This is a genomic window from Pseudonocardia sp., from assembly GCF_050250275.1.
Classification (GTDB): domain Bacteria; phylum Actinomycetota; class Actinomycetes; order Mycobacteriales; family Pseudonocardiaceae; genus Pseudonocardia.
The window spans coordinates 86,250-111,239 of record NZ_JBFWOY010000014.1; the positions used below are offsets into that span (position 1 = coordinate 86,250).

Below are 24,990 nucleotides of genomic sequence, written 5' to 3' on the forward strand. Positions count from 1 at the left end.
CAGGAACGGCACTTTCCCGCAACCGGGCTGCGGGAAAGTGCCGTTCCTGCATTGCGGGCAGGTGCGCCCGCCGGACCTCGTTACGAGCGCAGGGCCTTCGCCATGCCGCGCTGGACGGCGTCGGCGAGGTAGGGGCGCAGCTGGGCGGGCGGGACGATCCGGTCGACGGAGCCGACCTGCTGGGCCCGCTCGATGCTGTGCTTCGCGTCGAACTCCTCGGCCACCTGCCCGAGCTTCACCGACCGCACCTGCGCCCGCAGCTGGGCGAGCTCCGAGCGCAGCCGCGCGACCTCCGTCTGCACCCCGCTCTCGACGGCGTCGGCGAGCTTGGACTCCAACGCGGCGACGTCCGGGTCGGCGGCGGTGCGCCGGTTGACCTCCCCGGCGAAGACGACCGCGGCGGCGGGGGCGCCGCCGAGCACCGAGGCGTAGGAGCCCTCGATGGCGGCGACCTCCATGTTGTCGTTGAGCGTCTTGGAGAACACGACGAACGCGCCGCCGTGGTAGCGGGACACGACGCAGAACACGATGGGCCCGTCGAAGTTGACGACGGCCCGGCCGATCTCGGCGCCGTACTCCAGCTGCAGGCCGCGCAGCGACTCCGGTGAGCCGTCGAAGCCGGACAGGTTGGCCAGGATGACGACGGGCCGGTTGCCGCTGGCGGCGTTGATGGCGCGGGCCATCTTCTTCGACGACCGCGGGAACAGGGTCCCCGCGGTCCACTGGGAGGGGCCGTCGACGGGGGAGAGCCCGCGGCGGGCCAGCGGCCGCGACTCGACGCCGACGAGCGCGACGGACTGGCCGCCGAGGTGGGCGTCGAGCGCGACGACGGACTCGGCGTCGTGCATGTCGGCCCAGCGCTCCAGGGTGGGGTGGTCGCTGTCGGCGACCCCGTGCAGCAGCGAGCGGATGTCGAAGGGCTTCTTGCGTTCCCGGTTGGTCTCGGGTGCGAAGACCTCGCCGAGGCGGGTGAAGTCGCAGCCGGCCCCGGCGTGGGGGGAGTCGCTGATGTCCCGCTCGACCGGGTCGGTCGAGGGCGCGGGCCGCGGGAACCGCTCGCCGGGCGCGGTGTAGGTGTGCGCGTAGTGGGCGAGCAGGACGTCGACGGCGCCGGAGAGGTCGGGCGCCCAGTACTGCGCCTGGCCGTTGGGGCCCATGATGCGGTCGTAGCCGCCGATGCCGAAGTTGTCCTCGGCGGAGACGCCCCCGGAGTAGTCGAGCGACTGTTTGCCGGTGAGCACCATCGCGGAGTCGGGCGTCATGACCAGGATGCCCTTGGTGTGCATCAGCATCGTGGCCTCGGCGTTCCAGTACGGCTGGGCGCCGACGTTGATGCCGGTGACGACGACGTTGATCTCGCCGCCGTCCTGGGTGAACTCGACGATCGCCCGCAGCGCGCGGGAGATCCAGTCCATGTTCTCGACCCCGGAGTCCATGGCGATCTTGGCGCCGGCGGACACGGCGAACCATTCGACGGGTGCGCCGAGGCGGCGGGCCAGGTCGATGGCGGCGACGACGCGCGCACACTCGGGTTCGGCGAGCGCCCCGAGGGCCTTGGTCGGGTCGCCGATGAGGACGACGCGGGTCATGCCCTCGGGGTAGCGCGCGGTCGCGGTGGTGACGACGCCGAGCACCAGGTTGGCGGTGTTGCCGCCGGGGGCGCGGTCGACGGGTACGGCGGTGCCGGTGTCGTCGAGGTCGTACTCGACGAACCGGCCGGGGGGCCCGGCGGCGTCGGGGTTGCGGGTCACGAGCGGGACGAGCTCGTACGGGTAGACCGCGCCGCGGCGCCGCGCCCGGATGACCTTCTGGGTGTAGGCGTCGAGCTCGCGCAGCGGCAGCGTCGGCGGCTCGGTGACGCGCAGCGTGAGGCCCGCGCCGGGCGGGCGGGACATGCGCAGCATGTGTTCGCGGGTGCTGCCGTCGGGCAGGCTGGTCCGGAACTGGACGAGGACCTGTTCGAGACCGAGGCCGTCGGTGCGGGGTGCCAGGGTCCGGACGACGGCGTCGAGGGCCTCGAAGGGGACGTCGACGGGCGGCCACACGTAGAGCAGCAGCCGGTTCCAGTCGAGCTTGGCCGCCCGCGGGTCGGACGCGCGGGCCGCGCGCATGCTGTCGAGGCAGGCGTCGAGCGTCCGTTCCAGCTCGGGCAGGCCGCTGATGCGCCCGGTGTCGTCGCGCACCAGGGTGAGGGCGCGGACGTCGGCGAGCGCGATGAGCCGCTGGTCCTCGGGCATGGTGCGGCCCTGGGCGCGGAACAGGTGCACGTCGACCGCGGACGGGAGCCGGGTCAGCTCGAACCCGGACAGCCGCCACAGCCCGAGACGTTCGGCGACCATGGGGTGCAGCCCGCGCAGGGTGCGGTCCTCGACGGGGGCCCCGTCGGGGCCGGCGCGGAAGGTGAACCACATGGTGGTGCCGTTGCCGTCGCCGTCCGCGCGCCGGACCGCGACGGCGACCCGGCCGACGGACGCGGGGATGGTGCCGACCTTGTCGGCGATCCGGCGGGCGCGGGCGTCGGGGTCGACACCTGCGGAGTCGTCGGAGGTCACGTAGAGGTCGATGAGCGCGGTGCGGCCGGGCGGCAGCGTCGCGACCATGCGGTTGAGGTCGGTGGAGACGGCGGCGGGCGCGTCGGAGCCCGGGTCGTCGGTGGCGGCCCGGCCGCTGGCGACGGTCGCGAGGATCAGGTAGTCGTGCCCGTCGGCGGTGTAGCCGGCCGTGAGCACCGGGCGGCCGCCGTGGTCGACGATCTGCACCGGGCCGGTCTGGCGGATCCGGTAGTAGCGACGGGTCATCACCTCCAGCATCGCGGCGTGCTGGGCCTCGGTGAACACCTCGAGGATGGGCTCGCCCGCGGCGACGATGCGGTCGATCTGGGCGGCGCGCTCGGGCCCGTCGGTGGCCAGCGAGGCGAGCCGCTGCGCGACCTCGGCCTGCACCTGGTGGCGGGTCTCGGTGATGCGGGGGGCGTCGAAGAGCCGGTGCCGCACCTGCCGGGCCACGTCACCGATCAGCGGGAACCGTAGCTGGGTGGCGGTGACGAGGTTGTCGAGCATCTGCCGGTAGGCGTCGCGGGCGCCGGCGGGCAGCGTGGCGTGCTGCAGCCGCCAGCGCAGCAGCTCCGAGAGCACCGAGGCCTGCGCCGTCGCCCGGCGGTGCGCCAGGAAGATCCGGTACAGGGCGGGCCCGAGGTCGGCCGACGGCTCCAGGTCGGTGACGCCGTAGTGCGCGAGCGCGCGGCGCAGCCGCAGCCGGAACGACTCGGGCAGGCCCTCCGCGTCGGCGTCGCGGGACCGCAGGTAGGCGTGGAGGAACTCCTGAGGGTTGCGGGCGGCCTCGGCGTCGACGGTGGAGGCGTCGGGGGCCTGGCCGTCGGGGACCCGCTTGTTGCGCGACAGCGCCGACAGGTCGGCGAAGATCTGCAGGACGGCGATCTCGGCGGCGAGGGTGCGCGGGTCGTCGTCGGGCAGTTCCTCGCGGGCCGCGGCGAGCCGGGCCAGCAGCGGCCGGGCCTCGGACTCGTCGACGTCGAAGCCGAGCACGAGGGCGCGCAGCGCGGCGAGGGCGTCGGCGGCGCGGGTCGTCGCGTCGGCGGTCGCGGTGGGGTCGCCGAACGCGGAGAGGTCGACGCGGTCGCTCGCCTCGCCCCCGCCGTCGCCGGACTCGTCGGGCTCCAGCCGGACGAGCTTGGTGCCGCCCTCGACCTGCGTGTTGGCCGCGACCAGGATCTCGGCGACGGTGCCGGACACGGGCGCGCGCAGCGCCGTCTCCAGCTTCATCGACTCGACGACGGCGAGCACGTCGCCCTCGGCCACCACGTCACCCTCGGACACCGGGATGGCCACGACCATCGCCGGGGCGGGCGCGCGGACCATGCCGGCCTCGCCGCCGGAGATGCGGTGCACCGCACCGTCGACCTCGACGAGGTAGTCGGGGCCCTGCGCCACCGACAGCACCGAGTAGGTGCGCCCGGCGACGGTCACGCGGCGCTCGAACCGGCCGGAGCGCTCGACGTCGACGTCGACGGACTGGCGGTTGGTCATGCCCGGCGCGGCGGGCAGGTCGAGCTCGACGCGGTAGCGCCGCGGTCGCGACCGGGCGACCCGCAGCCGGTAGGCCTCGCCGCCGGCGCGGACGTCGACCTGGTACCAGGTCTCGTGCCCCACCTCGGGGCGCCCGCGCTCGGCCGACAGGAACAGCCGCTGCTGCTGGCGTTCGACGTGCGCGTCGTGCGCCTCGACCGCGGTGGCCAGCAGCGCGACGTCGAGGCGGCGCGGCGGGGTGTACCCGTCGGCCATCATCGTGTCGAGCCAGGTGGTGTCGAGCTCGCCGGAGGCGACCTCGGGGCGGTCGAGCAGGTCGAGCAGGAACGCCTTGTTGGTGGTGCCGCCGTCGATCACCGCGGCGGTCTGGCGCAGCGCGCGGGAGAGCCGGGCGCGGGCCTCGCCGCGGTCGCGGCCCCACGCGATGACCTTGGCGATCATCGAGTCGAACTGCGAGGGGATGACGTCGCCGGTGGCGACGCCGGTGTCGACGCGCACGCCGGGCCCGCTGGGCAGCGCGAGGTGCATGATGCGCCCGGGTGCGGGGGCGAAGCCGCGGTCGGGGTCCTCGGCGGTGAGCCGCGCCTCGATGGCGTGCCCGCGCGGCTCCGGGGCCGACGGGGCGATCTCGGCGAGCGTGCCCCCCGCGGCGACGTGCAGCTGCAGCTTGACGATGTCGACGCCGGTGGTGGCCTCGGTGACGCAGTGCTCCACCTGCAGCCGGGTGTTGACCTCCAGGAACGACAGCAGCCGCTCCTTGGGCTCGTAGAGGAACTCGACGGTGCCCGCGTTGACGTAGCCCGCGGCCCGCACCAGCTCGGCCGCCGAGGAGCGCAGCAGCGCCTCCTGCTCGGCGTCCAGCGCGGTCGACGCGGACTCCTCGATGACCTTCTGGTTGCGCCGCTGCACCGAGCAGTCGCGCACCCCGAGCGTCCAGACGTCGCCGGTGGCGTCGGCGACGACCTGCACCTCGACGTGGCGCCCGCCGCGGATCGCGCGCTCCAGGAACACCGTCGCGTCACCGGCGGTCTTCGACGCCTCCGACGACGCGCGGGTGAACGCCTCGTCGAGCTCGTCGGCCGACGAGACGTACCGGATGCCGCGCCCGCCGCCACCCGCGGTGGCCTTGACCATCAGCGGGTAGCCGATCGTCTCGGCGTGCCGGCGGGCCTGCTCCACGTCGGCCACCGGGCCGCCGCTCCACGCCGCCATCGGGACGCCGACCTGCGCGGCCAGCAGCTTCGACTCGATCTTGTCGCCGAGGCGGTGCATGACGTCGGACGCCGGGCCGACGAACGTGATACCCAGCCGCTCGCACATCGCGACGAAGTCGGACTTCTCGGAGACGAAACCCCAGCCCGGCCACACGGCGTCGGCACCGCAGGCGCGCAGCGCCCGCTCCAGCTCCGCGTGGTCGAGGTAGGGGCTGGGACCCATGTGGTCGGGGTCGTCGGGCCCGATGAGGACGGACTCGTCGGACTCCCGGACGAACATCGCGCGCGCGTCGACGGCCGTGTGCACGGCGATCGTCGTCAGTGGCGTGCGGCCCTCGGCGTTCCACTCGCGGACCGCGTTGATCAGTCGCATCGCGGGTTCTCCGCGGTTCACGACGGCCAGGCGCGTGAAGGGTCTGGTCCCTGGGTTCATGCAGCGATCATCCTCGGGCTCGTCCTCGTGGTGGTCGTCGCGGCCGACGCGACCGGCGACCCCCGGCACCGTCCGGACGTCGTCGTTCGGACGTCGTCGACCGTCGTCGTCGTCCGTGACTCTGCTATGGATCGTCGCGGCACGGCACCCCGGCCCACCCACCTCACGTCGCTACCGACGGGTATCCCCGTTCGGGGCGTTCGCCGACCCAATCCGATGTGACCGGGCTCTCGCAACCGCCCGTGTGGGGGACGGCGTGGCCGCCTACCCTGCGGGCGTGGCCAGAGTTCAGTACGTGACCGCCGCCGATGCCCCGCCCGAGACGGCGCCGGTCCTGGCGAAGCTGCCCGATCTGCACGTGTTCGCGATGGTGGCCAACGCACCCACCCTGCTGCGGCCCTGGCTGCGACTCGGTGGCGCGTTGCTCAACGACCTGGCGATCGACCCGCTGCTGCGCGAGCTGGTGATCATGCAGGTGGGTCGGCTCGCGGCGCGCTACGAGTGGGACCAGCACGTCGAGATCGCGCGGGCCGCCGGGGCGACCGACGAACAGATCGCGGCGCTCGACCGCGGTGACGACGGCGCCGACTGCTTCGACGCGGTCCAGCGCGCCACGCTCGCGGTGGTCGCCGACGTCGTCCGCGACGGCGAGGTGCCCGACGAGCGGCACGCCGCGCTCGCCGCGCACCTCGACGACCGGCAGGTCGTCGAGGTGATGGTGCTGGCCGGGCACTACCTGGGCCTGGCCCGGATGATGACGGCACTGCGGATCGACGCCGACGACGCCGCCGCGGTCGGCGCGATCCGCGCGAGCACCTGACTCATCCGCCGCCGGCCGCGGCGGCGGTCTGGGCGTCCCACATGCAGATCACGACGGCGACGACGAACACCTGCAGCGCCTCGTGCATCCGGGGCAGCTCGGCCAGCGCGCCGCCGCGCCACGCGCTGAGCCGCGTCACCGCGCCCGCGGTGGTGCCGTCGGGGCCGAGCAGGTCCTGCTCGCTGCCCCAGAACGAGCGGCGCCGGAAGCGGTAGCTCGTGCCGTCGGCCTCGGTGATCGACCACTCCTTGCGGCCGACGCGCTCGGCGACGGCGAGGGGCTCCGACAGGGTGCCGGCGGAGTCGAGCAGCCGGCACAGCTCGTAGCGGCTGCCGAACTTCCGCGCGACCACCCGGTAGGACTGCCCGTCGCGGACGGTGAACGTGCCGCCGCCCTTCCAGGTGGTGCCGTCGAACGTCGCGACCGGCCGGTCGTCGACGCTCACCTCGTAGCGCGACCGCCAGAATCCGGTCTTCTCCGCCCTGACCGTCACCCGGCCACCCCCTCCGTCGGCCCCGACCCCACCAAACCGGGCACGCCCGTGCAACACCGGACCGTCCGGTCGGTCGGGATGCTGCGCGGCGGCCGGTGGGCGTGCATCATCAGCGGCGTGGACTTCGCCGAGGACGACGATCACCGCGCCATCCGCGAGGGGGTGCGCACCGTCTGCAAGGGCTTCCCCGACGAGTACTGGCGCGCCGCCGACGCCGAGCACCGCTTCCCGTGGGACTTCTACGACGCCATGGCCGAGGGCGGCTGGATCGGCATCGCGATCCCCGAGGAGTACGGCGGGGGAGGGCGCGGCATCACCGAGGCCTCGATCGTGCTGGAGGAGGTCGCCGCCTCCGGCGCCGGGATGAACGGCGCCAGCGCGATCCACCTGTCCGTGTTCGGGATGAACCCCGTCGTCAAGTACGGCAGCGACGAGATGCGCGCGACGTACCTGCCCCGCGTCGCGTCCGGCGACCTGCACGTCGCGTTCGGCGTCACCGAGCCCGACTCCGGCACCGACACCACGTCGATCACCACGCGCGCCCGCCTCGACGGTGACCACTACGTCGTGCGCGGCCAGAAGGTGTGGACGTCCAAGGCGGGCGACTGTGAGAAGGTCCTGCTGCTCGTGCGCACCACGCCGATCGAGGAGTGTGCCAAGCGCACCGACGGCATGACGCTGCTGCTGGCCGACCTGCAGGTCCCCGAGGTCGACATCACGCCCATCCCCAAGCTGGGCCGCAACGCCGTCGCCTCCAACGAGACCCGCTACGACGACCTGCGCGTCCCCGTCGCCGACCGCGTCGGCGAGGAGGGCAAGGGCTTCCGCTACCTGCTAGACGGCCTCAACCCCGAACGCATCCTCATCGCCGCCGAGGCCCTCGGCATCGGGCGGGTGTCCGTGCGCCGCGCCGTCGAGTACGCGAACGGCCGGCAGGTGTTCGGCCGGCCCATCGGCAAGAATCAGGGCATCGCGTTCCCGCTGGCCGAGGCGCACATGAAGCTGCGGGCCGCCGAGCTCGCCGTGCGCGAGGCGTCGTGGCGCTACGACCACGGCCTGCCCTGCGGCGAGCAGGCCAACACGGCCAAGTACCTGGCCTCGGAGGCGGCGTTCTTCGCCGCCGACCGCGCGATGCAGACCCACGGCGGCTTCGGCTACGCCACCGAGTACGACGTCAGCCGCTGGTTCACCGAGTCGCGGCTGATGAAGATCGCCCCGATCTCGCAGGAGATGGTCCTCAACTACGTCGCCGAGCACGTGCTGGGGCTGCCGCGCTCGTACTGACCACTAGGGTCGGGCCGCGTGGAGATCCTGAGCAGCCGCGCGATCCTGCGGCCCGCCGATCCCGACGCCGCGCTCGGCTTCTACCGCGACGTCCTCGGTCTGGCGGTACACCGCGAGTTCCCCGGCGGCACGGTGTTCTTCCTGGGCAACGGGTTGCTCGAAGTGTCCGCCCACGCCGCCGAGCCCGGGGCCGAGGGCGCCACCGCGGGCGCCGAGGGGGCGGGACTGCGGCTGTGGCTCCAGGTGCGCGACCTCACCGCCACCCACACCGAGCTCGCCGGCAAGGACGTGCGCGTGCTGCGCGAACCGCGCCGGGAACCCTGGGGGCTCGACGAGATGTGGATCGCCGACCCCGACGGCACCCGGATCGTCGTCGTCGAGATCCCACCGGAACACCCGATCCGCCGCGACGTGCGCCCCGACCGGTGAGCGAGGGGCCCGGCGCGCGATCCTCAGGACGTCGACGAGCCCTCGACCGCGATCTTGATCTCCGCGAGCGTCTGCTCCAGACCGGCGCGGATGCCGGGCCCGTCGGCCCGCTCGGTGTGCAGCGTCACGGTCACCGTCGCCTCGCCCGGTGAGCCACCCACCTCCAGCGCGCCGCCGTAGCCGTTGGGCCCCTCCGAGCCCCACGACAGCACGCGCTTGTCCTTGTCGGTGTCGATCCACGCCTCGCCCTCGCGACGTGACCCCTCGACCTCGGCGACGACGTGCACCTCCTCGCCGCCGTGCGACGGCTTGCCCGTCGGCACGGCCTCGCGCATCGCGGCGAAGTAGTCGGGGAGGTTGTGCACGTCGGACAGGTAGTCGAAGAGCTCGTCGGGGTCCGCCGCGACGGTGGTGGAGTGCTCGTAGTCGCCCATGCCGCGCCGGGTACCCCGCAGCCGCTCAGCGAACCGGCGGCGGGTCGATCCACGCCTGCAGGATCGGACCGAGCCGCTCGACCAGCGCCGCCGGCGGCTCCGCGACCGTCGCGGGCGACGTCAGCAGCAGCCGCACCGCACCCAGGCCGATCAGCTGCGCGCACACCAGCTCGGCGCGCAGCCGGGCGTCCGGGCCGGTCAGCCGGGCCGCCAACGGGCCCACGAGCCGACGGTCCAGCTCCTCGACGATCCGCTCCCCACCCGGGCGCGGACCCGTCAGCACCACCCGCAGCAACGGGTCGGCCTCGGCGCGGTCGTGCAGCGCGAGCAGCGCCGCGACGAGATGACGGCCCAGCGTCTCGTTCGGGGCGTCGAGCAGCTCCGCCGTCTCGGCCTCCAGGTCGGACGCCGCGGTGAGCAGGGCTTCCTTGCTGCCGAAGTACTTCACCAGCAACGCCGCGCTCACCTGGGCCTCGGCCGCGATCCCCCGCAGCGTCGCCCCCGCGTAGCCGTGCACCGAGAAGTGCCGCCGCGCCGCGCGGATCAGGGCGTCGCGGGTGTCGGCGGCGCAGCGGCGCTCCGTGACCGTCGCGTTCATGCCGCCCTCGCCCCCACCGTGGCGGGAGCCTCGTGCTCGTCCGCACCCGCAACCGTCTCCGGCGACGGCGTCACCGCGGCGATGATCGTCCCGACCAGCGCCGCGGCCGCCGCGACGACGAAGACGATCGTGTAGGTCCGCGGCGGCACCACCGTCCCGCCGGCGCTCACCGTCATCGCCGACGTGACCGCCGCGATCACGGCCGTGCACGTCGCCGTGCCCAGCTGGCGCATCAGCGTGTTCAGGCTGTTCGCCGCCGCGGTCTCGCTCTGCGGCACCGCCCGGATCACCAGCAGCGGCATCGCCGAGTACGCCATCGCGCTGCCGATCGAGATGACCGTCGTCGCCAGGATCAGCAGACCCAGCGCACCGGGCAGCATCGCCGCCATCAGGTTGCCGGCCAGCAGCATCAGCCCACCGAGCACCAGCGTCGTCCGCGGCCCGCGCCACGCCGACAGGCGCGCCGACACCGGCGACAGCACCGCCATCGCCGCCCCCATCGGCAGCATCGCGATCCCCGCACCCACCAGCGACAACCCGAACCCGTACCCCGAGCTGGGCGCCGCCTGCATGATCTGGGTCGTCATCACGAACGACGCGAACATCGCGAACCCGATGAGCACCGTCGTCACGTTCGTGAGCAGCACCGCCGGTCGCGCCGTGACCCGCAGGTCCACCAGCGGGCCCGACGTGCGCAGCTCGTACCAGCCCCACAGCGGGAACACGATGATCGCGCCCGCGATCAGACACAGCACCACGGGACTGTGCCAACCCCAGTCCGAGCCCTTCGACACCGCGAGCAGCACACACACCAGGCCGATGGTGATGCCGAACGCGCCCTTGACGTCGAACCGTCCGCCGGAGCGCAGCGGTGACTCCGGCACGTATGCGCGCACCCCCGCGACCAGCAGGAACCCGAGGATGCCGACGCCAAGGAACAGCCACCGCCACGACACCACCTGCGCGACGACCCCCGCCAGGGGCAGCCCCACCGCGGCCCCGATGCCCAGCGACGAGCTCATCAACGCGATCCCGCTGCCCACCTTCTGCTCGGGCAGCTCGTCGCGGATGATGCTGATCCCCAACGCGATGACGCCGAACGCCGCGCCCTGCAGCACCCGGCCGACCAGCAGCACGACGATGTCGGGCGCCGCCGCGCCGAGCACCGACCCGACCGACACCAGGGCGAGCGAGAACAGCAGGATCTTCCGCTTGCCGTACATGTCGCCGAGGCGTCCGAACACCGGCGCCGACACCGCACCCGCCACCAACGTGGCCGTGATCAGCCACGACACCGTCGACACCGTCGTGTCGAGCAGGTGCGGGAACTGGGGCAGGAGCGGAACGACGATCGTCTGGACCAGCGACACGGCGAGGCCGCTCGCGCACAACAGGCCGATCACGACCGCAGAACGTGACCGGGTGGGGGCGGCTGTCGCCACAGGCACTCCATTTCGGGTGAACACAGGTTCACCCTTAAGAGAGCACGTGCGCCGCATCCGGCACAAGTTGGGACGAACCCATGCGAACAAGCTCACGCAGGGCGGGCAACGCCGCTCGCCCGGGGCCGGGGCGCACGAGCTGCCGCACCCGTTCCGCGCGTGTCGCACCCTTGCAACGGGTGCGGCGGCGACGCAACGGGTGCGGCACCGGGCGCCGCGCGGGTTGTCCGGTCGGGGCACGCCGTTCGCGGTCGTCGCGGGCCCCGCAGCGTGCGCGGTGTGGATCGAACCTGCGCGAGGCACGACGAACCCGCGCGGTGCCCGGAGGTGGTGATCGAGGGGAGTGATCAGCGGGTGGGGGTCGACCACGTCCCGGACGACAGGGGCCGGCGCGGAGCGGGGATCGTCGGCGACCCGGCGGCCCTGCGCCGGGGCCCGCCGCCGGACTCGCCGAGCTCGACGGCGGACTGCTCCCGGCCACGATCGTGCCCGCGGGAGGTCGAGCCCGGCGGGATCGTGGCCAGCAGCATCCGGACCGAGACGACGAGCGCCGCCACCCCGGCGACGAGCAGGAACGCGACCATCGCGAGGCCGCCCACCAGGGCCGCCCCGCCGGCGCGGTCGAAGGTCGCGCCGGCCGAGGTGCCGATCGGCCCGGCGGGCGGCAGCGGCAGGGGAGCGGCCCCGGGGGCGGCGGCCGCGGTCAGGGAGAGGGCCGCGACGACCAGCACGGCGGTGGTGGTGACCTGGCGGAGGCGGTTCCTGGGCAGCACGAGGTGACCCCTTCTCGACGGTCGGTCGGGGTGAACGGTGGGCCGGTGTGGTGGCGGAACGTTAGCCCGGCAGGCCCGTGACCTGCGCAGACGTCACTCGATGGGGAATCCCTCGATGCGGTGGCCACGAAGCGCGAGCAAACCGGCCCCGGCTGCGGGCGCCGGCGAGGGGTGGGCGACCCTGGTCGGGTGATCGTCGACCCGTCGCCGGAGTTCCGGCAGTTCTGGACCGAGCGCCACCTGTGTGTCCTGGTCACGCCGCGCCGCGACGGGTCGCCCCACGTCGTCCCGGTGGGCGTGACGATCGACGTCGAACAGGGAATCGCCCGCGTGATCTGCTCGGGGACGTCGCAGAAGGCGCGCAACGTCGAGGCCGGCGGGCCGGCGGGGGTGCGGGCGGTGGTGTCGCAGGTCGACGGGCGCCGCTGGTCGAGCGTGGAGGGGGTGGCCGTGCTGCGCACCGACGCCGCGTCGGTCGCCGACGCCGAGACCCGCTACGCGGCGCGCTACCGGGTGCCGCGGGAGAACCCGCGGCGCGTGGTCGTCGAGATCACCATCGACCGGCTGCTCGGGATGCAGTGAGCCGATCGTGGTGCCCGGCCGGGCATAGTCTCCCGACGTGCCCGACGCACTCCCCGGCCTCAGCTTCCTCGGCCACTCGACGGTGCGTGTCGAGCTGGGCGGGCGGGTCGTGCTCACCGACCCGGTGCTCACCCGGCGCGTCGGCGGCCTCACCCGCGTCGTCGACCTGCCCGATCCGGCCCACCACGCCGACGTCGACGTCGTCCTCCTCTCCCACCTGCACGGCGACCACCTGCACGTGCCGTCCCTGCGCCTGCTGGGGAACCGGCCCCGGATCGTCGTGCCCCGCGGTGCCGGGGAATGGGTGCGCGACAAGGGGATCGACAACGTCGTGGAGCTGGGGATCGGGGAGGAACTCCGCGACGGCGACCTGCGCATCACCGCCCTCCCCGCCGCGCACAGCGGGCACCGGTGGGGGCCGCGGTTCACCCACGGCCCGCAGGCACCGGCCGTCGGGCACCTGCTCGAAGCGGCCGACGGGCGCGTCTACGTCTCCGGCGACACCGACCTGCACCCCGTCATGGACACCCTCGGCGACCTCGACGTCGCGCTGCTGCCGGTCTGGGGGTGGGGGCCGAACCTGGGCCCCGGCCACCTCGACCCCGACCGCGCCGCGCAGGCCGTCGAGCGGCTGCGGCCCCGGCTCGCGGTGCCGGTGCACTGGGGGACGCTGGCGCTGCCCGGCCTGGTCCGGGCGCCCGGGAAGGCCGGGGCGCGGATGCGGCGCCTGCTCGTCGACCCCCCGCGCCGGTTCGCCTCGCAGGTCGCCGCCGGACCGACGACGACACAGGTCGTCGTGACCGAGCCGGGCCGCCGCGTATGAGCACGCTCGCACTGTCGCTCGACGACCTCACCGATCCCGCGACGATCGGCTATCCGCTGCTCGCGCTGGGCGTGTTCATCGGCTCGGTGATCCCGATCGTGCCGACCGGCGCGGTCGTCGGCGCCGCCGCCGCCGTCGCGATGACGACGGCGCACCTGTCGCTGCCGCTGGTCGTCCTGGTCGCGACGGCCGCCGCCCTCGCCGGCGACCTCATCACCTACGCCGTCGCCCGCCTCGGCAGCGACGCCGCCGTCCGCTGGGTGACGCGGCGGCAGTCGACCGAACGGCTCGACGCCGCCCGCGCGGCGTTCGCGCGCCGCGGCTGGCAGGTGGTCGTCGTCGGCAGGCTCCTGCCCGCCGGCCGCATCCCCGTCCTCGTCGCGGCGTCGGCACTCGCCTATCCATGGCGGCGCCTCGTCCCGGCGGCCGCCCTCGCCGCACTGCTGTGGGCGCTGGCCTACTCGGTGCTGGGCGTCGTCAGCGGCGGCCTGTTCGACAACCCCCTGGTCGCGACCCTCGTCGCCACCGTCCTCGTGCTGCTGGTCGGGGCGGTCACCGGGCTGGTCTCGAGCCGGCGCAGGAAACGCCGCCGCGCGGAGCCGGCGCCGACCCAGGAAAGGAGCGCGCTCGTGGGCGCGACCGAACCCGGACCCGAGCGGGGCCGGATGCTGCGTGGCGGGCGCGTCGTCGTCCGCGCGCTGTGCGTGTGGGCCGCGACCGCCGGGGCCCTGCTCCTGCTCGACCGGCTGCTGCCCGGCTTCGCGATGGACTCGTGGTGGCAGCCCGTCGTCTGTGCGCTACTGCTCGGGCTGCTCACCGCGATCGGCTGGCCGCTGGTGATGCGCCTGGTGCTGCCGATCGCGCTGTTCACCCTCGGCATCGGCGGGTTCCTGCTGATGGGCGCCGGCGTCGCCGCGGTGTTCCTCGCCGTCCCCGGCGTACACATTCACGACTTCCGCAGCGCCGTCCTCGTCGCCGTCGGGCTGGCCGCGGTCGGGGCGATCATCTCCTCGGCGCTCGCGCTCGACGAGGACGAGATCTTCTTCCGCCGCGCCGCCCGGCGCGCCCGGCGAGCGGCCACCGAGCCCCACCAGGTGCCGGGCGTGCTGTTCCTCCAGGTCGACGGGCTGGGCTACGACGTGGTGCGCCGCGCGGTCCGCGACGGCGACATGCCGACGCTGGCCCGCTGGCTCACCGACGGCGGGCACCGGCTCACCGACTGGCACTGCGACTGGAGCTCGCAGACCGGCGCCAGCGTCTGCGGCATCCTGCACGGCGACAACACCGACATCCTCGGTTTCCGCTGGTACGAGAAGGACCGCGACCACGTCATGGCGTGCGCGCACCCCGGCGACGCGGCCGAGATCGAACGCCGCCACTCCGACGGCCGCGGCCTGCTCGCCGTCGACGGCGCCGGGCGCGGCAACCTGTTCACCGGCGACGCCGAACACGTGTCGCTGACGATGAGCGCGATCCCGCTCGTCGAGAAGCGGCGCCGCCGCGGCCGGGGCCAGGAGAAACTGTGGGCCGGCTACTACGCCTACTTCGCCAACCCGGTCAACGCGCTGCGCACGTTCGTCGCCTCGCTCGTCGACGTCTTCCGGGAACTGCTCGCCTCCGCCCGGCAGCGCCGCGCCGACGTGCGGCCCCGCACCCGTCGAGGCGGCTGGTACCCGCTGGCCCGCCCCGGCACGACCGTCATCGCCCGCGACATCGTCGTCTCCGCGATCATCGAGGACATGATGGCCGGCCGCTCGGTCGTCTACGCCGACTTCCTCGGCTACGACGAGGTCGCCCACCACTCCGGGATCGAGCGCTTCGACACCCTGGAGGTGCTGCGCGGCATCGACCGCCAGATCGGCAGGCTGCGTCGCGCCACCGACCTCGCGCCGCGGCCCTACGAGATCGTCGTGCTCTCCGACCACGGCCAGACCCAGGGCTGGGCCTTCGCCGACCGGTTCGGCGAGTCGATCGAGCAGTTCGTGGGCAGGCAGTGCGGCGCCCCGCAGACCGACGTGCCCGCGGCGCACGACCCGTGCCGTCCCGCCGAGGGCTGGCAGGCCGGGGCCGTGCTCGCGGAGGCGGCGTCGGGCACCGGGCCGATCGCGCGGCGGCTGCGGGCCCGCGTCGAGAAGGCGGGCGCCACCGAGCGCCGGACGCGCACCGAGAGCGGCAGGCCCGGCGCCGTCGCCCGCGTCGCGCCCGGGGTGGTGGCGGTGGCGTCGGGGCACGTCGCGATGGTGTCGCTCACCGAGCACCCCGGGCGGGTGCCGCTCGAGACGATCGAGCAGGAGTTCCCCGCACTGCTGCCCGCGCTCGTCGACCATCCGGGGATCGGGTTCGTGCTGGTGCGCAGCAACGAGTACGGCCCGGTCGTCCTCGGCCGCGACGGAGTCCGGCGGCTCGCCACCGACCCGGCCTCGGACAGCGTCGAGGGGACCGACCCGCTCGCCGGCTACAGCCCCCACGCCGCCGACCTGATCCGGCGCGTCGACGGCTTCGAGCACTGCGCCGACATCATGATCAACAGCCGTTACGACCCGAGGACCGACGACGCCCCACCCTTCGAACCGCACGTCGGGTCGCACGGTGGGATGGGTGGCCCGCAGTCGCGGGGGTTCCTGCTGCACCCCGCCGCCCTGCCCGCCCCCGGCGAGATCGTCGGTGCCGAGGCCCTGCACCGTGTCCTGCGCGGCTGGCTCACCGACCTGGGCCACCCCGAGCCGCCGCCGCCTGCTGCCCCGGCCCGCCCCGCCCCCGACCCCGCTCCCGAACTGCAGGAACGGCACTTTCCCGCAACCCGGTTGCGGGAAAGTGCCGTTCCTGCAGAAGGCCCGAACCCCTCGTGAGGGACGACGGTCACAGGCTCAGGGGGCCTTCACCTCGCGCCGCAGGATCTTGCCCGTCGGGCCTTTCGGGAGCTCCTCGACGAGCCAGATCCGGCGCGGGTACTTGTACGCGGCGAGCCGGTCCTTGACGAAGTCGCGCAGCTCGTCGGGGTCGGCCTTCTCGCCGGCCTTGAGCGCGACCGCGGCGCCGACCTCCTCACCCCACTCCGGGTGCGGGATGCCGACGACAGCAGCCTCGGCAACGGCCGGGTGCTCGTAGAGGGCCTCCTCGACCTCCCGGGGGTAGACGTTGTAGCCGCCGCGGATGATCAGGTCCTTCTTGCGGTCGACGATGAAGTAGTAGCCGTCGGCGTCCTTGGTGGCGATGTCGCCGCTGCGGAACCAGCCGTCGGGGATGGCCTCGGCGGTGGCGTCGGGGCGGCCCCAGTAACCCTTCATGACGTTCTCGCCGCGGATGACGATCTCGCCGGGGGTGTCGACGCCGACGTCGGCGCCGTTGTCGTCGACGACGCGCATCTCGCAGCCGGGGATCTCGAAGCCGATGGAGCCGGGCTTGCGGTCGCGGTGCGGCTGGTTGAACGAGGCGACGGGCGAGGTCTCGGACAGCCCGTAACCCTCCAGCACCATGCAGCCGAACTTCTCCTCGAAGGCGCGCATGATCTCCACGGGCATGGCCGAACCGCCGGACGCGCAGGTGCGCAGCGTCGACATGTCGGCGCCGTCGGCGTCGGGATGGTGCAGCATCGCCGCGTACATGGTGGGGACGCCCTCGAACACCGTGACCTTGTCGCGGGCGACGACCGCGAGCGCCTTGGCCGGGTCGAACCGCGGGATCAGCGTCAGCGTGGCCCCGACGCTGACGGCGGCGTTGAGCCCACAGGTCAGGCCGAACACGTGGAACAGCGGCAGGCAGCCCATGATCACGTCGTCGGTGCCCAGCGACAGCACCGACGACGCCGTCGTCGCCGTGTTGCTGCGCAGGTTGGCGTGGGTGAGCTCGGCGCCCTTGGGCTGCCCGGTGGTGCCGGAGGTGTAGAGGATGACGGCGGTGTCGGAGTCGTCGCGACCGACGGCGTCGGGCGCCGGCGCGGCGTCGCCGAGCTGCGCGGCGTCGGGACCCATCGGACCGACGAGCACCGCGGGGATGCCGACGGTCCCGGCCGCGGACGCCACGGCGTCGCCGCCGGAGTCCCAGCCGAACACGAGCGACATGCCGGAGTCGCGCAGGTAGTACTCCACCTCGCGCTCCTTGAGCAGCGGGTTCATGGGGACGACGGTCGCGCCCGCGAGCAGGGCACCGTGGAACAGGATGGGGAACGCGGGCAGGTTGGGCAGCACGATCCCGACCCGGTCGCCGGGGGAGATGCCTTGTGCCGCAAGCATCCCGGCGACCCGGGCGGCCGCCGCGTGCAGGTGGGCGTAGCTCAGCTCGACGTCGTCGAGCCGGATCGCGACGCGATCCGGGTGGGCGGTGGCGGTGGCCACCAGGTTCTCGGCCAGGTTCGTCATCGTCGGCTCCCCGAGGTCGGCGCGAAAGCGTGTCGCCGCAAGAACCTACTGCCGGTAGCCCTGTCGCGGCACGCGTTGACGGGCCGGACGACACCGACCTAGCGTCGTGATCAGCAACACGCCCCCCCGTGCGACACAGGAGCCCACCCATGACCGCGCCCCCGTCGGTGCCGCCCGCCCTCCTCGAGTTCCAGACGACCTTGCGCGTCCCCGAGGGCGACGAGTCACCGGTGGTGCTGTTCCGCTCGTTCGACGACTACATCAACGGCGGCGCCCCGGAGGTGGCGCGGGTGGTCGAGGGGATGCCGATCCGCGAGTCCGGCGGCTGGCGGCTGGGCGCCGACGTGCACGTCCCCTTCGGCGAGCCGCCGTTCCCGACCGTGGTGCACCTGCACGGCGGGGCGTGGGTGATGGGCGCGCCGTCGACGCATCGACGGCTGTCGGCGGAGCTGGCGTCGCGGGGGCTGCTCGTGGTGTCGGTCGACTACCGGCGCGCCCCCAAGCACCGCTTCCCCGGGGCGGTCGACGACGTCGCCGCCGCGCTCGACTGGGCCCGCACGCACGCCGCCGAGCTGGGCGGGGACCCGGACCGGCTGATCGTGTCGGGCGACTCGGCGGGGGCGAACCTGGCCGCGGCGGCGCTGGCCACCGGCGCGGGTGCCGACGTCCGCGCGGCCCTGCTGTTCTACGGCATCTACGACTACCACCGGGCCCTCCCGACGCTGTCGGGGCTGCTCGGCGGGGAGGATGCGGCGTCGCAGCTGTATCTGCCGCCCGAGGAGTTCGAGCTGCTGCGTGGTGACCCGCGCTGCGCCCCGGAGCGGCAGGTGCAGGGCTTCCCGCCGACGCTGCTCTCTGTCGGGGAGCTCGACCCGCTGCGCCCGGAGTCGGAGTCGATGGCGGCGCGCCTCGCGGTGGCGGGCGTACCGCACGAGCTGCACGTCGCCGCGGGTGTGCCGCACGCGTTCCTGCAGCTGCCGTCGCTCCCGGCCCACGACGAGGGTTTCGACGTCGCGGCCGCATTCCTGCGCCGCCACGGCCTCCTCTGACGCGCCCGCCGCCCGCCGCCCGTCTCCCGACGCCGAGCGTGTTGTGAGCGCGCCCTGCCCGCGCTGATGACACGTCGGGTGGGGCGGGGGCTCGACGTCGGCTGCCGAGCGTGTGGTGAGGGCTCCGCGTTGGCGCCTGACGACACGTGGGGCGGGGCGGGGGTTCGAGGCCGATCGCCGAGCGTGTCGTGAGCGCGCCCTGTCCGCGCTGATGACACGTCGGGTGGGGCGGGGGTTCGAGGCCGGGTGCCGGGCGTGTGGTGGGTGCGCTCCGTTCGCGCTGACGACACGTCCGGTGGCGGGTGGCGGGCCGTGGTGCCAGTACCCCCTGCCGACCGGGGTGCTGGCCGACCCGACGTGTCGAGCCCTCGTCCGTAGCGTTTCCCCGCAGGCCGGACGGATGCGGAGGAACGGGACATGTGGCTCATCGGGGTCGTGGTGGTGCTGGTCGGCGCCGGGTTCCTGTGGTCGGCGGTGAAGGCGCAGCGGTCGGTGCACGCGATGCTGGCCGCGGACACGCTGTCGGTCCCGGAGCTGGAGGATCTGCGCCGGACCTCCGACGAGCTGGGGGGCCGCGGAGGCTTCCGCAAGGTGTGCGAGGTGGTCGGTGCCGCGCACCCGAGCCCCGAGGGCGTGCTGCACTCGGAGCTGTCGGGGACCGAGTGCGTGTGGCACAGCCACCGGGTGCAGCGCCGCTACAAGCACTACGACCGGGATCGTGACGGCAACACCCGTGTCTCGACGCGCACCGAGACCGTCGCGGAGCAGTCGTCGGGGCACGGGTTCGCGCTGATCCGCGACGGTCTCACGATCGGGGTCGATCATGCGGGCCGCCGTCCGGACGGCGTCGAGCAGGTGACCGACCGGTTCGAGGAGTCGCGGGAGCCGTCGAACGGCTGGGCGGACGTGGTGGGCGCGCTCGTCGGCGGGGACCGTGACGAGACGATCGGCTTCCGGTACACGGAATGGGTGCTGCGTCCGGGGACGCCGATGTACGTCCTGGGTGAGGTGCACGACGCGGTCGGCCCGCTGGTCATCGCGCCGCCCGCTGACGCCGCGCGGCCGTTCGTGATGTCGACGAGCACGGAGGCGCAGCTCACCGACGCCGCCCGCGGGAGGCAGCGGTTCCGGTCGCGGCTGGGTGCGGCGCTGGTCGTCGCCGGGATCGTCGTGGTGGTCCTCGCGCTCGTCCTGTGACGAACCGTGGGCGGCCCTGTCGGGTGCCCACCGACCGGCGCAGCGCACCGACCCACGCAGCCCGCCCGCCCTTGGCGCCGACTCGGCGGAGGTGCGGGCGTGGCCGGCGGGTGGGTGACCGGGTGAGGACGGCGGCGGTCGTCCCCGCGACCGCCGCCGTCGGGCTCAGTTGCCTCCGCGGCCGAAGGGGTTGCCGCCGAACGGGTTCTGGCCGCCGAACGGGCTGCCGCCCTCGCCGGAGCCGCCCCCGGATCCGCCCGGTTCCGAACCGCCGGTGCTGGTGGTCGCGGCCTGGTCCTGCTGGCTGCCCAGCGTCACGTCGACGGTGCGCGACGAGCTGCCGGTGCCGATCGTCAGGGTGACCTTGTCGCCGGGGGCGTAGGAGCCGATGCGGGCGACGAGGTCGGAGAAGTCGCCGACCGTCGCATCGCCCACCTTGGTGACGACGTCGCCTGCCTTCAGTCCGGCCGCTGCGGCGGGCGAGCCGTCCTGCACGGCGGCGATCTGTGCGCCGGCGGAGTCGCTGTTGCCGCCGGTGGAGCCCTGCACGCCGAGCACGGGCTTCGTCGCGTGGCCGGTGTTGATGATCTCCTGGGCGACGCGCTTGGCCTGGTCGACGGGGATCGCGAAGCCGAGGCCGACGCTGCCCGTCGAGCCTTGTGCCGTGGCGATGGCGGAGTTGATGCCGACGACCTGGCCGTCGAGGTTGACCAGCGGGCCACCGGAGTTGCCCTGGTTGATCGGCGCGTCGGTCTGCAGTCCGTTGTAGACGACGCCGTTGCCGTCCTCGCCCTGGACGGCGACGGTCCGGTTGAGGGCGCTGACGATGCCGGTGGTGACGGTGCCGGTGAGGCCCTGCGGCGATCCGATGGCGACGACCTGCTGGCCGACCTGGACGTCCTTGGTCTGGCCGAGTGTCGCGGGGGTGAGCCCGGAGACGCCGTCGAGCTTGATGACGGCGAGGTCGTAGCTCGGTGCGGTGCCGACGACGGTCGCGGAGTGCTGGGAGCCGTCGGAGAGTGTCACGGTGATCTTGCCGGTCGACCCGGCGACGACGTGGTTGTTGGTCAGGACGTTGCCGTCGGCGGTGAGGACGACCCCGCTGCCCTCGGCGGTGCCCTGCGCGAGGGTCACCCGGATGTCGACGGTCGACGGCGTGGCCTTGGCGGCTGCGGCTGCGACGGTGCCGTTGGTGGTGGCGGCGTTGGAGGCGCTGGCGGGGCTGGAGCTCAGGGTGACGGTGCCGCCGTTGTTGTCGAGGACGGCGTAGGCGGCGCCGAACCCGGCGCCTCCGCCGACGAGGCCCGCGATCAGCGCGGCGGCCACGATCCCGACCATGGGCCGGGCCTTCTTGCGCTCGTCGCGTTGCGGGGCGGGGGATGTGAGGGTCGTCGTGCCGGGGCCGGCACCGTGCTGGGCGTGCGCCCCGTAGGGCTGTTGCTGGCCGTGGTGCTGGCCGGACGGTGGGGGCCAGCCGTGGCTGTTCCACTGGCCGGCGTGCCCGCCCGGTGCGGCGGCGCCCCAGCCGGCCGCGGGGAACCGGGTCGTCGGCGGGCCGGCGGTGGGGTGGTCGGTGGTGGATGCGGACGTGTCGGTGGGCGGGCCGGCCGCTGCCGGGGTCCCTGCCTGGGGTCCGTGGGTGGACGGCTCGCCCGTGGGCGGCACGGAGGTCTGCTCGGTCGGGGGTCGACCGGCCGGATCGGCGTCTCCGTCGGGACGGCCGTACCCCCGCTGCTCGTCGGTCATGGTGACGACTGTGGCCGTCCAAGCTGAGACGTCGCTGTGCTGTCCCTGGGAAATGGCGGGTGAATCGGCCTGCAGTCGCTGAGGGCTGTCAGGGCGCACTCGACATGTCCACCTCGCCGCCGGCCTCGACCCGCTGCCCGACCTGATCGGGCTGCGCCGCATCGGGATCATGTGGGAGGTCATCGCCCGCGCCGCCGGCGTCACCCGGCAGTCGGCTCACGAGCGCTGGGCCCGACCGGGCGCCGACGTCCTCGACGGCTACGGCACCGGCGAGCTTCCCGGCGGACTACTTTCGACGCCATGACGTCGCTGGACGCTGTGTGGGCCCTGGCCGCCGCCGAGTCGTACCTGGCCGTCGTGTCGGTCACGCGCGCCGACGGGACGGTCGCGTCCTCACTGGTCAACGCCGGTCCGGTCACCGACCCGACGACGGGGGAGGCCGTCGTCGGGTACGTGACCTACGGGCCGGTGAAGCTCGCGAACCTGCGTGCCCGGCCCGCGTCGGCGCTGACGTTCCGCTCCGGCTGGCGCTACGCGACGATCGAGGGCACCTGCCGGATCATCGGTCCGGACGATCCCGCCGACGGGGTCGACGCCGAGCGGCTGCGGGTGCTGCTGCGCGAGGTCTTCACGGGCGCGGGTGGGTCCCACGACGACTGGGACGCCTACGACGCGACGATGCGCGCCGAGCGTCGCGCCGCCGTCCTCCTCGCTCCGACGAGGGTCTACGGCAACGCGTGAGCGTGTCCGGCGCCACGGAGCGAGATCCGCGGCGCCGTCGGCCTGTACGGTTCCTGCAGCGAAGGGGAGTAGCTCCCAACGTCGCGGTCGACATACTGATCACGTAGCAGTGATCCGGCCGCACGGCCTGCACCACCAGGCGAGCGAGACCTTCGATCCGGTAGAGCTGTCGGGTCGAAGAGGTGGTCCTCTCGGTCCGGCACGAGATCGAGGAGCGCTCGATGCCCGACGTCCTGACCGCGGCCGCGGTCAGTTCCGGCGTGATCTTCGTCGCCGAGCTCGGTGACAAGTCCCAGCTCATGGCCCTCACGTTCGCCACCCGTTTCAGGATGGTGCCGGTCCTCGTCGGCATCACGATCGCCACGTCGGTCGTGCACCTGGTGTCGGTGGCCGTCGGCCACGGCCTGGGCGCGGCGCTGCCCACCGGGTGGATCGCGCTGGTCGCCGCCGTCGCGTTCCTGGGGTTCGGCGCGTGGACCCTGCGCGGCGACTCGCTCAGCGACGAGGAACGCAGCAAGGTCTCCCGCGTCGCGCGGTCGGCCGTCATGGCGGTGACCGTCGCGTTCTTCCTCGCCGAGCTGGGCGACAAGACGATGCTGGCGACGATCACGCTCGCCACGCAGCACGGCTGGGTGGGGGTGTGGCTGGGGTCGACGCTGGGCATGGTCGTCGCGGATGCCCTCGCCATCGTCGTCGGCCGCCAGCTGGGCAAGCGGCTGCCGGAGCGCACGATCCGCTTCGGCGCGGCGGGCCTGTTCGCCGTGTTCGGCGTGTGGCTCGCCGCCGATGCGGTCGAGCAGCTCACCGGCGAGCGGGTCGGTGCGTTCTTCGACCACCATGCGGTCGGCTGGGTCGCGCTGGTGCTGGCCGTGGCCGGGATCGTGCTGGGTGTCCGGTACCGGCGGCACGCGGTGTCGACCCGTCCGGTGCCGGCCGGGCCGTGGCGCGTCGGGTCGGCGTCGCGGTGGGTGCGGGCGCTGTCCGTGGTCGCCGCGGTCCTGGGCCTCGCCGCGCCGCTGCTCGTCGCCGTCGACGTCATCCAGCCGCTCGCGTTGTTCAGTGACCCGGGTGTCGCGGCCGCGGGTGCCGGTGTGTTCCTCGGTGGGTTCGCGCTGTGGCGGGCCGCGATGGCGTCCTATGTGGCGTCGGGCCGGGCGGGCGGGCGGTGTTCGGGGTTCGCGCAGGTGGGCCTGCACGCGCGCACGCGCAACCCCGGCCTGACGGGCGTGGTCCTCGCGACGGCGGGGTTGCTGCTGATGGTGCCCACCGTGATGGGTGTCCTGGCGATGCTGCTGATCGTGGTGGCCGTGCAGGTGCAGACGCGGGCGGTGCGGGAGCCGAGGCTGGCGGCGGCCTACGGCGCGGCCTACGCGGGGTACGTGCTGCGGTCCGGGCGGTTCCTGCCCCGGCTGCGGCCCGCGGAGACCCCGGGCCTGCGCGACCGCGTGCGCGTCGGCTGACCCGGCGCCGGTCGGGCCGGGGTCGGCTGATCCGGCAGGCGGCCGGTCCGGGCGGTCCGGTCCCGAGGGCCGAGTACCCGGGCGCCGGCACGTGGTCCTGCGCCCTGGACCCTCTGGTCGGTGAGCTGACCCGTGAGTGGCGGTGGTCGCGGGCGACCGTCGCCACTCACGACCCCGGCGGGGGAAGGGACGCGCCCCGCGGCGGCGTTGTCACCCACGGGCGGCGCACGGTGCCGCAACGAGCCGGAGGTTGACCATGACCGAGACGACCCTCGTCGCCGAGTGGGACGGCTGGCACGCCGTCCGCGAGCGCTGGCTCGCGACCCCGCACGGCTGGCTCTCGCTGACCGGCCTGCACTGGCTCGACGACGACGCGGCGTCCTACCAGGACCTGCCGGGCACGTGGCGGACCACCGGCGACGGCGGCGTCGAGCTCGTCGTCCCCGAGGGCGAGGCGATGACCGTCGACGGCGCGCCCGTCACCGGCAAGGTCCGGCTCGAACCGGTCGACGGCCTGCCCGGCATCCTGGTCGGGACGGGGGAGCGGCGCGTCGAGGTCATCCGCCGCACCGACTCCTACGGTCTGCGGGTGCGCGACCCGCAGGCGCCGACGCGCACGGCTTTCCGCGGGGTCCCGCACTTCCCGGTCGGGCAGCGCTGGGTGCGTCCGGGCCGGTTCGAGGCCTACCCCGAGCCGCGGCCGCTGGTCGTGGGCGCGGTCGTCGAGGGGCTGACGCACCGCTTCGAGGCCCTCGGCGAGGTCGTCTTCGACGTCGACGGCGTGCAGCAGCGGCTCGTCGCGATGCCCGGGCACACCGGCGGGCTGGCGGTGCACTTCCGCGACGGCTCGTCGGGGACGAGCACCTACGGCGGCGGGCGGAACCTGCAGATCGCCGACCCGGCGGCCGACGGCTCGGTGACCGTCGACCTGAACCGGGCGTCGAACCTGCCGTGCGCGTTCACCGCCTACGCGACGTGCCCGCTCCCGCCGGAGGGCAACGTCGTGACGGTGCCGGTCGAGGCGGGCGAGAAGACCCCGGCCGCCGCGTGAGGTCGTGAGTGGCGGGG

The 24,990-nt window shown here is 74.0% G+C and carries 20 protein-coding genes; 12 read left to right on the forward strand and 8 right to left on the reverse strand.

Going from position 1 to position 24,990, the window contains the following annotated elements; all coding sequences use genetic code 11:
• Positions 1 to 80 precede the first annotated feature (80 nt).
• Positions 81 to 5,693 carry a carboxyl transferase domain-containing protein gene (locus AB7F12_RS14615; protein WP_428500048.1) on the reverse strand — a complete coding sequence of 1,871 codons (5,613 nt, stop codon included), beginning with the start codon at positions 5,691 to 5,693 and terminating at the stop codon, positions 81 to 83.
• A 277-nt stretch (positions 5,694 to 5,970) separates the two neighbouring features.
• Here AB7F12_RS14615 and AB7F12_RS14620 point away from each other — a divergent pair, with 277 nt between their 5' ends.
• Positions 5,971 to 6,513, forward strand: a complete 543-nt coding sequence (locus tag AB7F12_RS14620; RefSeq protein ID WP_428500049.1) for a carboxymuconolactone decarboxylase family protein — start codon at positions 5,971 to 5,973, stop codon at positions 6,511 to 6,513.
• Position 6,514: 1 nt separating this feature from the next.
• Here the strand turns inward: AB7F12_RS14620 and AB7F12_RS14625 are convergent, their stop codons facing one another.
• The gene (locus AB7F12_RS14625; protein ID WP_428500050.1) at positions 6,515 to 7,006 is read right to left on the reverse strand and encodes a hypothetical protein; all 492 of its coding nucleotides are present in this window, start codon (positions 7,004 to 7,006) and stop codon (positions 6,515 to 6,517) included.
• A gap of 117 nt (positions 7,007 to 7,123) precedes the next feature.
• Between AB7F12_RS14625 and AB7F12_RS14630 the strand changes: the two genes are divergently transcribed.
• Positions 7,124 to 8,290, forward strand: a complete 1,167-nt coding sequence (locus tag AB7F12_RS14630; RefSeq protein ID WP_428500051.1) for an acyl-CoA dehydrogenase family protein — start codon at positions 7,124 to 7,126, stop codon at positions 8,288 to 8,290.
• Between the two features lie 18 nt (positions 8,291 to 8,308).
• Positions 8,309 to 8,719 (forward strand): VOC family protein, encoded by a 411-nt coding sequence (locus AB7F12_RS14635; RefSeq protein ID WP_428500052.1) that lies wholly within the window; start codon positions 8,309 to 8,311, stop codon positions 8,717 to 8,719.
• A gap of 23 nt (positions 8,720 to 8,742) precedes the next feature.
• On the opposite strand, the gene AB7F12_RS14640 is transcribed toward AB7F12_RS14635, so the two are convergent.
• The 4 genes from AB7F12_RS14640 to AB7F12_RS14655 form a co-directional block, all read right to left on the reverse strand.
• Positions 8,743 to 9,153 (reverse strand): SRPBCC family protein, encoded by a 411-nt coding sequence (locus tag AB7F12_RS14640; RefSeq protein ID WP_428500053.1) that lies wholly within the window; start codon positions 9,151 to 9,153, stop codon positions 8,743 to 8,745.
• 25 nt (positions 9,154 to 9,178) lie between these two features.
• Positions 9,179 to 9,751 (reverse strand): TetR family transcriptional regulator, encoded by a 573-nt coding sequence (locus tag AB7F12_RS14645; protein ID WP_428500054.1) that lies wholly within the window; start codon positions 9,749 to 9,751, stop codon positions 9,179 to 9,181.
• Positions 9,748 to 11,154, reverse strand: a complete 1,407-nt coding sequence (locus AB7F12_RS14650; protein WP_428500055.1) for an MFS transporter — start codon at positions 11,152 to 11,154, stop codon at positions 9,748 to 9,750. The genes AB7F12_RS14645 and AB7F12_RS14650 overlap by 4 nt, the downstream gene beginning before the upstream one ends.
• A gap of 386 nt (positions 11,155 to 11,540) precedes the next feature.
• Positions 11,541 to 11,966 (reverse strand): hypothetical protein, encoded by a 426-nt coding sequence (locus AB7F12_RS14655; protein ID WP_428500056.1) that lies wholly within the window; start codon positions 11,964 to 11,966, stop codon positions 11,541 to 11,543.
• Positions 11,967 to 12,155: 189 nt separating this feature from the next.
• Between AB7F12_RS14655 and AB7F12_RS14660 the strand changes: the two genes are divergently transcribed.
• The 3 genes from AB7F12_RS14660 to AB7F12_RS14670 are packed head-to-tail and all read left to right on the forward strand — an operon-like array spanning position 12,156 to position 16,220.
• Positions 12,156 to 12,548 carry a pyridoxamine 5'-phosphate oxidase family protein gene (locus AB7F12_RS14660; protein ID WP_428500057.1) on the forward strand — a complete coding sequence of 131 codons (393 nt, stop codon included), beginning with the start codon at positions 12,156 to 12,158 and terminating at the stop codon, positions 12,546 to 12,548.
• A gap of 37 nt (positions 12,549 to 12,585) precedes the next feature.
• Positions 12,586 to 13,371 carry an MBL fold metallo-hydrolase gene (locus AB7F12_RS14665; RefSeq protein ID WP_428500058.1) on the forward strand — a complete coding sequence of 262 codons (786 nt, stop codon included), beginning with the start codon at positions 12,586 to 12,588 and terminating at the stop codon, positions 13,369 to 13,371.
• Positions 13,368 to 16,220, forward strand: coding sequence for a phage holin family protein (locus tag AB7F12_RS14670; protein WP_428516585.1), 2,853 nt, complete (start codon positions 13,368 to 13,370; stop codon positions 16,218 to 16,220). The genes AB7F12_RS14665 and AB7F12_RS14670 overlap by 4 nt, the downstream gene beginning before the upstream one ends.
• Before the next feature lie 18 nt (positions 16,221 to 16,238).
• On the opposite strand, the gene AB7F12_RS14675 is transcribed toward AB7F12_RS14670, so the two are convergent.
• On the reverse strand, positions 16,239 to 17,729 hold the full coding sequence (locus tag AB7F12_RS14675) for a long-chain-fatty-acid--CoA ligase (RefSeq protein ID WP_428500975.1): 1,491 nt from the start codon (positions 17,727 to 17,729) through the stop codon (positions 16,239 to 16,241).
• A 149-nt stretch (positions 17,730 to 17,878) separates the two neighbouring features.
• Between AB7F12_RS14675 and AB7F12_RS14680 the strand changes: the two genes are divergently transcribed.
• Positions 17,879 to 18,778: an alpha/beta hydrolase gene (locus AB7F12_RS14680; protein ID WP_428500976.1), complete on the forward strand. Its 900-nt coding sequence runs from the start codon at positions 17,879 to 17,881 to the stop codon at positions 18,776 to 18,778.
• A 417-nt stretch (positions 18,779 to 19,195) separates the two neighbouring features.
• The gene (locus tag AB7F12_RS14685) at positions 19,196 to 19,975 is read left to right on the forward strand and encodes a GIDE domain-containing protein (protein ID WP_428500977.1); all 780 of its coding nucleotides are present in this window, start codon (positions 19,196 to 19,198) and stop codon (positions 19,973 to 19,975) included.
• A 165-nt stretch (positions 19,976 to 20,140) separates the two neighbouring features.
• On the opposite strand, the gene AB7F12_RS14690 is transcribed toward AB7F12_RS14685, so the two are convergent.
• The gene (locus AB7F12_RS14690) at positions 20,141 to 21,721 is read right to left on the reverse strand and encodes a trypsin-like peptidase domain-containing protein (protein WP_428500978.1); all 1,581 of its coding nucleotides are present in this window, start codon (positions 21,719 to 21,721) and stop codon (positions 20,141 to 20,143) included.
• A 169-nt stretch (positions 21,722 to 21,890) separates the two neighbouring features.
• Here AB7F12_RS14690 and AB7F12_RS14695 point away from each other — a divergent pair, with 169 nt between their 5' ends.
• The 4 genes from AB7F12_RS14695 (at position 21,891) to AB7F12_RS14710 (ending at position 24,973) form a co-directional block, all read left to right on the forward strand.
• Positions 21,891 to 22,025 carry a hypothetical protein gene (locus AB7F12_RS14695; RefSeq protein WP_428500979.1) on the forward strand — a complete coding sequence of 45 codons (135 nt, stop codon included), beginning with the start codon at positions 21,891 to 21,893 and terminating at the stop codon, positions 22,023 to 22,025.
• Entirely contained in the window at positions 22,022 to 22,462 is a 441-nt protein-coding gene (locus tag AB7F12_RS14700) for a pyridoxamine 5'-phosphate oxidase family protein (protein WP_428500980.1), read from the forward strand. The genes AB7F12_RS14695 and AB7F12_RS14700 overlap by 4 nt, the downstream gene beginning before the upstream one ends.
• 182 nt (positions 22,463 to 22,644) lie before the next feature.
• Positions 22,645 to 23,922, forward strand: coding sequence for a TMEM165/GDT1 family protein (locus AB7F12_RS14705; RefSeq protein ID WP_428517947.1), 1,278 nt, complete (start codon positions 22,645 to 22,647; stop codon positions 23,920 to 23,922).
• Between the two features lie 256 nt (positions 23,923 to 24,178).
• A complete protein-coding gene (locus tag AB7F12_RS14710; RefSeq protein WP_428500982.1) occupies positions 24,179 to 24,973 on the forward strand; it encodes a DUF1684 domain-containing protein in 795 nt (264 codons plus the stop codon).
• The last annotated feature ends 17 nt before the right edge of the window (positions 24,974 to 24,990 follow it).